Origin of the sequence: Pseudomonas sp. DrBHI1, from assembly GCF_002205115.1 — a bacterium.
GTDB lineage: Bacteria > Pseudomonadota > Gammaproteobacteria > Pseudomonadales > Pseudomonadaceae > Aquipseudomonas > Aquipseudomonas mosselii.
The window spans coordinates 14,634-26,783 of record NZ_NIBE01000135.1 but is presented as its reverse complement, the minus strand read 5'-3'; the positions used below and the strand labels follow the sequence as shown (position 1 = coordinate 26,783).

Annotated in this window: 9 protein-coding genes; 4 read left to right on the top strand and 5 right to left on the bottom strand. The window is 64.2% G+C overall.

What is annotated here, in order from left to right; translation table 11 throughout:
- On the bottom strand, positions 1 to 313 hold a 313-nt coding region (locus CC207_RS24935), incomplete at its 3' end, for an MgtC/SapB family protein (protein WP_178080993.1).
- A 269-nt stretch (positions 314 to 582) separates the two neighbouring features.
- Here CC207_RS24935 and ccoG point away from each other — a divergent pair.
- The 4 genes from ccoG to CC207_RS24915 all read left to right on the top strand — a co-directional run bounded on the left by ccoG (position 583) and on the right by CC207_RS24915 (position 7,692).
- On the top strand, positions 583 to 1,989 hold the full coding sequence (ccoG, locus tag CC207_RS24930) for a cytochrome c oxidase accessory protein CcoG (RefSeq protein WP_028692180.1): 1,407 nt from the start codon (positions 583 to 585) through the stop codon (positions 1,987 to 1,989).
- A 39-nt stretch (positions 1,990 to 2,028) separates the two neighbouring features.
- Complete coding sequence (gene mapR, locus CC207_RS24925; protein ID WP_088852931.1) at positions 2,029 to 3,438, top strand: GntR family transcriptional regulator MpaR; 1,410 nt, start codon at positions 2,029 to 2,031, stop codon at positions 3,436 to 3,438.
- Positions 3,439 to 3,503: 65 nt separating this feature from the next.
- Positions 3,504 to 5,558, top strand: coding sequence for a PAS domain-containing sensor histidine kinase (locus tag CC207_RS24920; protein ID WP_088852930.1), 2,055 nt, complete (start codon positions 3,504 to 3,506; stop codon positions 5,556 to 5,558).
- Positions 5,559 to 5,634: 76 nt separating this feature from the next.
- On the top strand, positions 5,635 to 7,692 hold the full coding sequence (locus CC207_RS24915) for a PAS domain-containing sensor histidine kinase (protein ID WP_069017638.1): 2,058 nt from the start codon (positions 5,635 to 5,637) through the stop codon (positions 7,690 to 7,692).
- A 158-nt stretch (positions 7,693 to 7,850) separates the two neighbouring features.
- On the opposite strand, the gene CC207_RS24910 is transcribed toward CC207_RS24915, so the two are convergent.
- The 4 genes from CC207_RS24910 to CC207_RS24895 form a co-directional block, all read right to left on the bottom strand.
- Entirely contained in the window at positions 7,851 to 8,597 is a 747-nt protein-coding gene (locus CC207_RS24910) for an SDR family oxidoreductase (RefSeq protein WP_088852929.1), read from the bottom strand.
- Positions 8,598 to 8,681: 84 nt separating this feature from the next.
- The gene (locus CC207_RS24905; RefSeq protein ID WP_088852928.1) at positions 8,682 to 10,217 is read right to left on the bottom strand and encodes a DHA2 family efflux MFS transporter permease subunit; all 1,536 of its coding nucleotides are present in this window, start codon (positions 10,215 to 10,217) and stop codon (positions 8,682 to 8,684) included.
- The gene (locus CC207_RS24900; RefSeq protein ID WP_028692186.1) at positions 10,214 to 11,407 is read right to left on the bottom strand and encodes an HlyD family efflux transporter periplasmic adaptor subunit; all 1,194 of its coding nucleotides are present in this window, start codon (positions 11,405 to 11,407) and stop codon (positions 10,214 to 10,216) included. Before CC207_RS24900 ends, CC207_RS24905 begins: the two co-directional genes overlap by 4 nt.
- A gap of 30 nt (positions 11,408 to 11,437) precedes the next feature.
- The gene (locus CC207_RS24895; protein WP_028692187.1) at positions 11,438 to 11,911 is read right to left on the bottom strand and encodes a MarR family winged helix-turn-helix transcriptional regulator; all 474 of its coding nucleotides are present in this window, start codon (positions 11,909 to 11,911) and stop codon (positions 11,438 to 11,440) included.
- Positions 11,912 to 12,150: the final 239 nt, after the last annotated feature.

Sequence of the window (12,150 nt, the reverse complement as noted above, 5' to 3'; positions counted from 1 at the left end):
TGCCCTTGAGAATCGTGCCCGCCCCGAGAAAGCCTATGCCGGCGACGATGCCCTGGATCACCCGGCTCAACGCCTGCTCGTCGGCGCCGGCCATGCTTGGCGCCAGCACGAACAACGCCGCGCCCATCGAAACCAGCATGTGCGTGCGCACCCCCGCCGCCTTGCCCTTGCTCTCGCGCTCGAAGCCCAGCACCGCCCCCAGCAAAGCCGCCATCAACAAGCGAATCAAGATACGGGCAACCTCGCGCTCGTCGGTGACATCGGCGAATTCGCTGTGCAAAGCCTCAAGGATCGAATGCCAGAATGCGTCCATCGGTAGCCTCCCGGTGTCTTCTACAGAAGACCGCAGCACACGCGCCGCGTGCGTTGCGCTTGGCCTAACGGAACTCCTCATACGCTGGCAGAGGTGCGGTGGATAGCCGCAGGCATCTGCAACCAAGCGCTCAAGGCGTTGAAAGCCGGGGCCTAAGCAGATAGGGCACTCATCTGATATGGTTTTTATCTCAATACCTGGGCCTGTGCTGAAAACAGATCGGGGGCCATAGTGCCATGGCCTGATCGAGGCCTGATGAGCGATGAACCATGAGCGATAGAATCCCCTTCCGAGTCATCGAAATTGCCCCCGCCGTCAACAAGAGCAAAAGCCAGGTGGCCGGTGGCATCCACACCCGCAGCTTCACCGGCTTCTACCGCAACCTGCGGATCGCCTTTGCCGGGTTGCTGTTCGCGCTGTTCTTCGGCACCGCCTGGTTGCAGTGGGGCGACCGCCAGGCTGTGCTATGGGACCTGGCCGAAAGCAAATTCCACATCTTCGGCGCAACCTTCTGGCCGCAGGATTTCATCCTGCTCTCGGCGCTGCTGATCATCTGTGCCTTCGGCCTGTTCGCCATCACCGTGTTTGCCGGCCGCGTCTGGTGCGGGTACAGCTGCCCGCAGAGCACCTGGACCTGGCTGTTCATGTGGTGCGAGAAGATCGCCGAAGGCGACCGCAACCAGCGCATCAAGCTGGCCGCCGCGCCCTGGGGCGTCGAGAAAATCGCCCGGCGCGGCCTCAAGCATGGCCTGTGGCTGGCCATCGGCCTACTCACCGGGCTGACTTTCGTCGGCTACTTCACCCCGATCCGCCCGCTGGCCGCCGAGCTGTTCAGCTTCGAGCTGGGCGGCGTGGCGCTGTTCTGGATCCTGTTCTTCACCGGCGCCACCTACCTCAATGCCGGCTGGCTGCGCGAGGCCGTGTGCATGCACATGTGCCCCTATGCGCGGTTCCAGAGCGTGATGTTCGACAAGGACACCCTGGCGGTGGCCTACGATCCCAGCCGCGGCGAAGCCCGTGGCCCGCGCAAGAAAGGCAGCGACCCGCGCAGCCAGGGCCTGGGCGACTGCATCGACTGCACCCTGTGCGTGCAGGTCTGCCCTACCGGCATCGATATTCGCGAGGGCCTGCAGATGGCCTGCATCGGCTGCGCCGCCTGCATCGACGCCTGCGACGGGGTGATGGACAAGATGAACTATGCCCGTGGCCTGATTGGCTACAAGTCAGAGCACAACCTGCAAGGCGGCAAGACCCACTGGATGCGCCCTCGCCTGCTGGGCTACGCCGCCGCGCTGACAGTGATGATCGGCGCACTGGTGGTCGCCCTGCAGATGCGCCCGATGGTATCGATGGACGTGATCAAGGACCGCGGCCTGTTCCGCGAGAACGCTCTGGGCCAGATCGAGAACATCTACCTGCTCAAGATCATCAACAAGACCCAGGAACCGCAGCACTATCGCCTGCGCCTGGTGGACGCCGACGGCTTCGAGCTGCACGGGCGTACCGAGTTCACCCTCGCCGCCGGCGAGATGAGCGAGCTGCCGGTGTCGGTGGCGATGCTAGCCGATCGCCCGAGCAGCAGCTCCCAGGAGCTGGCATTCGAGATCCAGGACAGCGACCAGCCCGGCATCCGCAGCACCGCGCACAGCCGTTTCGTCGCGCCGATGAATCGCTGATCCCCTACACTGACCACCACCTTGCCTGCCCAGACCCTAATGAAACGCTACGAACGATTTGCCGATGACATTGCCGAATTGATCCGCTCCGGGGTGCTTGGCCCCGGTCAGCGGGTACCTTCGGTGCGTTACGCCAGCCAGACCCACGGGGTCAGCCCGTCCACGGTGTTCCAGGCCTACTACCTGCTGGAGCGGCGCGGCCTGATCCGCGCCCGGCCGCGCTCGGGCTACTTCGTCAATGCCCATGCGCCGCGCCCGTTCAGCGAGCCACAGCCCCAGGCGCCGGCCAGCGAGTCCACCGATGTCGATGTCAGCGGCCTGGTGTTCTCGATCCTCGACTCGATCAAGGATCCGCACACCGTGCCATTCGGCTCGGCCTTTCCCAGCCCGACCCTGTTCCCCCTGCAACGCCTGTCGCGATCGCTGGCCAGCGCCAGCCGGGCCATGGACCCGCGCATGGTGGTCACCGACCTGTCGCCGGGCAACCCGCAACTGCGCCGGCAGATCGCCCTGCGCTACATGGTCGCCGGGTTGATGCTGCCGATGGAGGAACTGCTGATCACCAACGGCGCCCTGGAAGCGCTGAACCTGTGCCTGCAGGCCGTCACCCAACCCGGCGACCTGGTGGCCATCGAGGCACCGGCCTTCTATGCCTGCCTGCAGGTACTCGAACGCCTCAAGCTCAAGGCGGTGGAAATCCCGGTGCACCCGCGCGAGGGCATGGACCTCAGCGTGCTGGCCCAGACCCTGGAGAAACACCCGGTCAAAGCCGTGTGGTGCATGACCAACTTCCAGAACCCGGTGGGCGCCAGCATGCCGGAGGCCAAGAAGCAGGAACTGGTCGAGCTGCTGCGTCGCCACCAGGTGCCGCTGATCGAGGACGACGTCTACGCCGAGCTGTACTACTCGCAGCAAGCGCCGAAGCCGGCCAAGGCCTTCGATACCGAGGGCCTGGTGATGCACTGCGGCTCGTTCGCCAAGAGCCTGGCGCCGGGCTACCGGATCGGCTGGGTGGCGGCCGGACGCTTCGCGCAGAAGATCGAGCGGCTCAAGCTGATGACCTCGCTGTGCGCCTCGATGCCGGCCCAGGCGGCGATTGCCGACTACCTGCAGCACGGCGGCTACGATCGCCACCTACGCAAGCTGCGCTACGCCCTGGAAGGTCAGCAGGCCAACATGCTGGCCGCCATCGCCCGCCATTTTCCGGCGCAGACCCGGGTCAGCCAGCCGTCTGGGGGCTATTTCCTGTGGCTGGAGCTGCCCGAGCAGATGGACGCCCTGAAGCTGTTCCATATGGCCCTGGCCCAGGGCATCAGCATCGCGCCGGGGCCGATCTTCTCGCCGACCCGACGCTTCGGCAACTGCATCCGCCTGAACTACGGCAGCCCGTGGGGCGATGGCGCGGAACAGGCCATGGAGACCTTGGGGCGGATCGTGCGGTCGTTCTAGTCCAGCAATGGCGGTAGCCAGGTTGAACGGCTATAGTTTCGCAGCACTTTGCCTGGATCCCGCCCATGCCAGACTATCCAGCATCACCCGAGCAGCTGCTGGCCCGTATCGGCGAGCTTGAGGCACAGCTCGCCAGGCACGATCTCGAACGAGCCTGTTTCGCGATGCTAAGTACACACATGGCCGAAGGGTTCTGTGTGCTGGAACTGCTCGATGGCCCCCACGGACCGCTGAGCGATTACCGCTATATCCTCAGCAACGACGCCTGCCTGCGCCACACCGGCCACGACAAGCAGATGGGGCAGACGGTGCGCGAGCTCATCCCCGACGAAGCCGACGCCTGGGTGCCCCGTTTCGCCGAGGTACTGCGCACCGGGCAGTCGACACATTTCGAGCAACGCCTGAAGATCAGCGACCGTCTGCTCTCCATCTCGGCCCATCGCCTGGGCCGGGCCAGTGACAGGCGCGTGGCCGTGCTGTTTACCGGGGTCCCTGCCAGCCAACAGGCACGAGACCTTCTGTACGAGCAGGCGGAGAAGCGCATGGACAGGGCCGAAACCAACAGCAGATTGCTCGGCGAACTGGTGGACCACAGCCTGGCCAACGTGTTTGCCGCAGACTGTAGTCTGCGCCTGGTGGCGATTAACCGCACGGCCCGGGAAACCTTCGAGCGGCTGCATGGCATTTCACCCAAGGTTGGCGACCATGTCCGGGAGATCCTGGCCGGCCAACCGCAGATCATGGAAAAGTTTAAACCGCTCTGGCCGCGGGTGATCGCCGGCGAGTCATTCATCGAAATGGTCAGCATCGGCCCGCCCGATGCCCCGCGCCACTACGAAATGCGCTACAACCCGTTGCGCGATGCCGAAGGCCAGATATGTGGGGGTTATCTGTTCGCCTACGACATCACCAGTCGCGTGCTGGAGCAGGAGCGCCTGAGCCAGGCCGAGGAGGCCCTTCGCCAATCACAGAAAATGGAAGCCATCGGCCAATTGACCGGTGGCATTGCCCATGACTTCAACAACCTGCTCGGCGGCATCGTCGGCGCGCTGGAGCTGGCAGACAAGCGTATGACGCAGGGCCGTCAGCAGGACAGCAGGCACATGCTCGGCATTGCCCGGCAGAACCCCTCGCGCGCCACGGCCCTGGTCCAGCGCCTGCTGGCTTTCGCCCGCCAGCAGGCGCTGGTGCCTCAGCCGGTGGATGCACACCACCTGGTGGCCGACATGCACGACCTGATCCACAGCTCCCTCGACAGACATATCGAGTACGTCGATGCCACGCTCGCCGGCCAATGGCTGGTCTGCGTCGATCCATCACAGCTGGAAAGCACCCTGCTCAATTTGTGCATCAACGCGCGGGACGCCATGACACAGGGTGGCACCTTGCGCATCAGCAGTGCCAATTGCCAGATGGATGCAGCGCAAGCAGCAAGTCTTCAACTTCCCGCAGGGCAGTATCTGCATATACAGGTCGAGGATAACGGCTGCGGCATGCCCCAGGAAATCAGCGCGCGTGCCGCCGAACCTTTTTTCACCACCAAGCCCCTGGGGCAAGGCACCGGGTTGGGCCTGTCCATGGCCTACGGCTTCGTACGCCAGTCGGCCGGCCAACTGAGCATCGACAGCGCACCGGGACACGGTACCTGTATTCACCTGTATCTGCCACGCGGGCTGCCAGGCTCAACGCCTCAGGCCGATGACACAGAGCAGATGATCAAACCCTCGAGCACTGGACAGTCGCTCATTCTGCTGGTGGAGGATCAAACGACGTTGCGCCTGGTGATGCGGGAAGTCCTGGAGGAACACGGTTTCCAGGTGCAGGACTACGAGGACGGCCATACAGTCCTGCACGCCCTGGCCGAAGGTATTCGGCCAGACATGCTGGTGGTGGATATCGGGCTGCCGGGAGATCTCGATGGCTACCAGGTCACCAATGCCTGCTGGGCCATCGATGAGCATGTACCTGCCCTGTTCATCACCGGTTACGACGGCGCCATCGACAACAGTCGGATATCAGGCTCGCCGCCAATCGCCCTGCTGCACAAACCCTTCGAACTGACACGACTGACCGCCAAAGTGGAGGAGCTGCTGATCGCCGCGCGAAGCAAGCCCGCGTAGATCCTTGAGCGGTGTGACTGGACAGGCACACCTGCAGGCGATTAGCGTAGCTGACTCCACCTCGACGGATGCCCGAATGCCCTCGCGCGAACTACAGTCCCTGCGCCTGGAAGTTGAACGCCTACGCCAGCGCAACAGCTTGCTGGAGGCCGAACTGGCCACCCCACCCTGGCATGATCCGGATCTGTTCCGTTTTCTCTTCGACACGATGGACGAAGGCTTCTGCGTCATCGAATTCTTCGACGGTCCCCACGGTCCGCTGAGCGACTACGTCCATGTCCTCGCCAACGCCGCCTACGCCCGCCATGCCGGGATTCCCAATGTTGTCGGACAGAAACTGCGGGAGATGGTGCCGGACGAAGCCGACGACTGGGTGGCCCGCTATGGCCAGGTACTACGCACCGGTGAGCCCTTGCAGTTCGAACAGGAACTGGTAGCCACCGGGCGGGTGCTGTCGGTCACCACGTTCCGTATCGAACCTGCCGACAAGCGCCAGGTAGCCGTGCTGTTCAAGGATGTCACCGAACGACGTCGCGCCGAAACCGCGCTGCAACAACTCAACGACCACCTCGAACAGCGAGTCACCACCGCACTGGCTGAGCGCAGCCTGCTCGCCGAGCTGGTCGAGCACAGTGTCGCCCAGGTGCAGGTGGTCGACACCTCGCTGCGTTTCCTCGCGGTCAACGCCCGCGCGGTCGAGGATTTCGACTATCTGTTCGGCCGCAGGATCAAGGCTGGCGACAGTCTGCTGGAACGCCTGGACGGACTCCCCGAGGAGCGCGAACGATCGGTGACACGCTGGCGCAGGGCACTGTCCGGGGAAAGCTATACCGAGGTGATCGAATACGGACGCCGCGGGGACAGGCGTCATTTCGAGCTGCGCTTCACGCCCTTGCGTGACAGCACCGGCGAGATCGTCGGCGCCTACCTGTTCGCCTACGACATCACCCGCCAGGTCAGCGAGCAGAAGCGCCTGCTCGAGACCGAGGATGCACTGCGCCAGGTACAGAAAATGGAAGCCGTAGGCCAGCTCACCGGCGGCATCGCCCACGACTTCAACAACTTGCTCGGCAGCATACTCGGCGCCCAGGAGTTGATGCGTCAACGGCTGCAGAAGGCCCGCTACGCCGAAGTCCCCCCATTGTTGAACAGCGCCTGTGAGTCCGCGCAACGAGCTGCCACGCTGGTACAGCGCCTGCTGGCATTTTCCCGCCGCCAGACCTTGCTGCCCCAGGCGACTCGCCTGAGCACGCTGGTGGAAGGCATGGAAGACCTGATCAGCCGCAGCGTAGGCCCGGCCATCGCGGTACACAGTGATTTCGAGCAGGAAAGCGGCACGGTATTCATCGATCCACCGCAACTGGAAAGCGCCCTGCTCAACCTGTGCATCAATGCTCGGGACGCCATGCCTGCTGGCGGTCGCATCAGCATCCGCTGCGTCGCGCTGGAGGTGACGCAGGAAACCGCCCAGTCACTGGATCTTCTTCCCGGCCCCTACCTGCGCTTGAGCGTCAACGACACGGGACGGGGAATGCCACCGGAGGTGATCGATCGCGCGCTCGAACCCTTCTTCACCACCAAACCTATTGGACAAAGCACCGGGCTTGGCCTGTCCATGGTCTATGGTTTTGTCCGTCAGTCAGGTGGACAACTGCAGATCAGCTCCCCGCCAGGTGAAGGTACCTGCATCCACCTGTATCTGCCCAGGCATGACACCGTTGCCCAGCTTGCGCCTGCAAAAGCTGCGTCACCGCTGTCGACTCGCAGCCCCGGAAGGCGGGTACTGCTGGTCGAGGACCAGGACGCGTTACGCCTGGTGATCGCCGAAGTGCTCGAGGAACTGGGGCACGAGGTCGAAGGCTACGCCACCGGCCCGGCTGCGCTCGAGGCAGACCAGACGTTCGACCTGCTGATCACCGACATTGGCCTGCCCTGTGGCATGAATGGCCGCCAGGTCGCCCAGGCCATGCGCCAGCGCCACCCTTCGCTGCCGGTGCTGTTCATCACCGGCTACGATGCCAATGCGGTGCTCGAGGATGGCCCCCTACCGCAAAGAACCCGCGTACTGACCAAGCCTTTTGATCTCGAGAAGCTGGTGGATCAGGTTGATCTGTTGCTGCGCGAATACCACTAGTGTCGTGTCTCGGAAATAGGCTGTTCACTTTTGACGGCGTCTTGGCCGCCCGGCCGGCGTTGCCACGCCTCGCCACAGCCCTGCTATGACTCGTCGCGGCGCCTTGCCCGAACACCCAGGCCACTCGCCAAAAGAGAACGTATTTCCGAGGCAGGACACTAGCGCCCGCCACTCAGATCAATGAAGGTGCCGGTCGCGTACGACGCCTTTTCCGACAACAGCCAAAGGATCGCCTCCGCCACCTCTTCAGGTTGGCCGCCGCGTCCCATCGGCAGGCCTGGCTCAAGCTTGCTTACGCGCTCCGGATCGCCGCTAAGGGCATGGAAGCCGGTGTGGATGTAACCCGGCCGCACACCATTGACCCGCACGCCCTCGCCAGCCACTTCCCTGGCCAGGCCCACCGTAAAGGTATCCAGGGCTCCCTTGGAAGCGGCATAGTCGACGTACTCGTTGGGCGAGCCCAGTCGCGCGGCCATCGACGAGACGTTGACGATCGCCCCGCCCTGCCCACCATGGCGGCGAGTCATGCGCAGCAAGGCGTGCTTGGCGCACAGGATCGGGCCGACCACGTTGGTCTTCATCACCTTGAGCAGGCGGAACTCGGACATGTCCTCGACACGGCTCTGCTGGCCAATGGTGCCGGCATTGTTGACCAGGGCGGTAACCGGCCCGAGCTCCTGATCGACGCACTGGAACAATCGCACCACCTCATCCTCGACGCTGGCGTCGGCACGCACGGCGATCGCCTCGGCGCCCAGCGCACGGACCTGCGCCAGCATCGCCTGTGCGGCCTGGTCGTCAGCGTGATAGTTGATGCAGATTCGGTAACCCTGTTGCGCCGCCAGCAACGCGGTGGCGGCGCCGATGCCTCGGCTGGCGCCGGTGATGACGATAACCTTGTCCATGAGTCTGCCAAGTAGCCAGGAAAAGACCTACAAGACTAGGGGAAATGCCATCACTTGAAAACCACGGGCAGGGAATCATGGGTTTCAATGGCCCGCCGAAGCGGGCGCGGCCTTGGCGGAAAAAGGCGGCTTGGCCAGCCACACCAGCAGGATCAAGCCGGCGAACACCCAGGTCAGCAAGGTGAAGTAGTCCACCGTCGACATCATGTACGCCTGGCTGTTGAGTATCTGCTCCAGCTTCGCGTAGCTCTGTGCACTGGCCCCGCCCAACTGCTCCAGGGTTTGCCGGGTGGCCGGCTCGAAGTTGCTGATGTGCTCGCTCAGGTAGGCGTGGTGCTGGTCAGCCCGACGGATCCAGATCCAGGTGGTCAACGACGCAGCGAAGCTACCGCCCAGCGTTCGCAAGAAGGTGGCCAGCCCCGATCCGTCGGCAATTTGGTGCGGCGGCAGGTCCGACAGCAGGATGCTCAGGGTCGGCATGAAGAACAGCGCCACGCCAATGCCCATGAACAACTGCACCAGGGCGATGTGCAGGAAGTCCACCTCGTTGGTGAAGCCGGCGCGCATGTAGCAACTGGTGCCGATCGCCAGGAAGGCGATGCCGGCCAGTACGCGCAGGTCGAAGCGATGGGCATACTTGCCGACGAAGGGCGACATGAGCACCGGCAACAGGCCGATCGGTGCCACCGCCAGGCCCGCCCAGGTCGCGGTGTAGCCCATCTGGGTCTGCAGCCATTGCGGCAGAATCAGGTTGATGCCGAAGAATCCCGCGTAGCCGCCTACCAGCACCAGCGTGCCGATGCGGAAGTTACGGTGCACGAACAATCGCAGGTTGACCACCGGGTGGCGGTCGGTCAGTTCCCAGATAACGAACACTGCCAGGAACACCACCGAGACCAGCGTGCCGATCACGATGAACGACGACTCGAACCAGTCCAGGTCGTTGCCCTTGTCCAGCACCACCTGCAACGCGCCGACGCCGACGATCAACGTCAGCAGGCCGATGTAGTCCATCGGCTGGCGGCTGGTGACCACCGGCCGCGTGCGCATCTGCTGGCGTACCACGGCGGCGGCGAACAGCCCGATCGGCACGTTGATGAAGAAGATCCATGGCCAGCTGTAGCTGTCGGTGATCCAGCCGCCGAGGATCGGCCCGGCAATCGGCGCCACCACCGTGACCATCGCCAGCAACGCCAGGGCCATTCCGCGTTTCGCCGGCGGGTACACGGCGATCAGCAGGGTCTGGGTCATCGGGTACAGCGGGCCGGCCACCACGCCCTGGAGCACGCGGAAAAACACCAGTTCGGACATCGACTGGGCGATGCCGCATAGGAACGAGGCCAGCACGAACAGCAGCGTGGCCCAGAGGAACAGCTTCACCTCGCCGAAACGCCGGCTCAGCCAGCCAGTCAGGGGCAAGGCGATGGCGTTGCTCACCGCGAACGAGGTGATCACCCAGGTGCCCTGCTCCGAGCTCACCCCGAGATTGCCGGAAATGGTCGGCAGCGCCACGTTGGCGATGGTGGTGTCGAGCACTTGCATGAAGGTCGCCAGCGACAGGCCGATGGTGGTCAGCAGCAGGCTCGGCGGGGTGAACTGCGCGGGGGCCGCCTGGCTCATCGCTGGGCCGTCTTGCCAGTGGCGCTGTTCTCGTGGATCAGCCGGGCGATCAGGTGGTCGGCCTCGACCAGCTGACGGTCATACACCTGGGTGGTGTAGCTGGCCTGCTGCGGCGGCTGCTGGGCCAGGGCCGGGCCGCTCTGGTCGTGCAGGTCGACCTCGGCGACGGTGGACAGGCCGATGCGCAGCGGATGCGCCTTCAACTGCTCGGGGTCGAGGTGAATTCGCACCGGTACGCGCTGGACGATCTTGATCCAGTTGCCGGTGGCGTTCTGCGCCGGCAACAGGGCGAAGGCGCTGCCGGTCCCCGCGCCGAGGCTGTCGACGGTGCCGGTGTACCTGACCTCGCTGCCGTACAAGTCGGCGGTGATCTCCACCGACTGGCCGATGCGCATGTCGCGCAGTTGGGTTTCCTTGAAGTTGGCGTCGATCCACACCTCGTCCAGCGGGATCACCGCCATGGTCGCGGTCCCCGGCTGCAGGCGCTGGCCCAGTTGCACGGTACGTTTGGCGACATAACCGGTGACCGGCGCCACCAGCGTGGTGCGGGCATGATCCAGATAGGCTTGGCGCAGGTCGGCGGCGGCGGCCATCACTTCCGGATGCGAGGACACCACGGTGTCGTCGACCAGCGCGGTGCTGGTGTTGAGTTGCTGGCGGGCGCTGTTGACGGCGGCCTGGGCCACGGTCAGGTCGTCGCGGGAGTGGGCGACTTCCTCGGCGGCGATGGCACCGCTGTCGGCCAGTACCTTGCGCCGGTTGTAGTCCTGCTGGGCTTTCTGCAGCTCGGCCTGGCGGGTCTGCAGTTGCGCCTTGAGCGAGTCGACGTTGCTGTACAGCCCGCGTACCTGGCGCACGGTGCGCGCCAGCTTGGCCTCGGCGGACTGCAGGGCAACTTCGCTGTCGGCCGGGTCGAACTGCAGCAGCACCTGGCCGGCATGCACCAGGTCACCGTCATCGGCGCCGATGCTGGTGACGGTACCGGACACCAGCGGGGTGATTTCCACGACGTTGCCGTTGACGTAGGCGTCGTCGGTGCTTTCGTGCCAGCGCCCGACCAGGCTGTACCAGGCCCAGGTGCCGGCACCGGCGAGGACCAGTATCAGCAGCAGGGCGAGCAGCCAGATCTTGCGCTTGCGCGTGTTGTCAGGCGCGGGGGCCGGGGTGGAGGTGTCAGCGGGAGTGGCCATGACAGTACCTTGGAAGATGCGTGACAGGGATCAACGATCGCCGAAGCGGCGGATCGTCAAGGGGTCGCCGGCGTTGAGCAGGACCTTGGCGAGCAGTTGCTCGAGGGTCTTGAGTTCTTCGGGTTGCAGCACGCCGACCAGTTCGTTCATTGCCGCCGCGCCAACCAGGGGCAGGCGGTCGGCCAGGCGCTGGCCATCGGCGGTCAGGGCCAGGCGAACCTGGCGGCGGTCGTCGGGGCAGCGGTTACGCAGGATCAGGCCCTTTTGCTCGAGGCGGTCGAGCATGCGGGTCATCGAGCCGCTGTCCAGGCCCAGGTAGCGGCACAGTTCGGCCGGGGTATCTACCTGGTACTGGGTGACGATGATCAGCACCTTGAACTGGGCGGCGGTGACACCGTCGGCTTCGAGGTGCCAGTCGAGGATGCGGTCCTTGAGGAGCGCTGCGCGGCCGAGCAGCATGCCTATGGCGCAGGTCTGGAAGTTTTCCGGGGTGAAATGGGACATCGGGGTCTGCTCGGGTAATTGTGTGAAAATATTACTGCTTAGGCAGTGAATGTCAAAGCTTTGATTAGGGGGCTAAAGAAAATTTAATCGGGTTCGGGTTCGGGTTTCAGGGTGTGGGTTTTGAATTTTTTTGTGCGCATTCGTAGACGATATCGACATTTAGTCACCTTTCCGCCCTTACGGCGGGTTACTTTGGTCTTAACTCGTCGTCCGCGGCCAAAGTAACCAAAGCCGCCCCG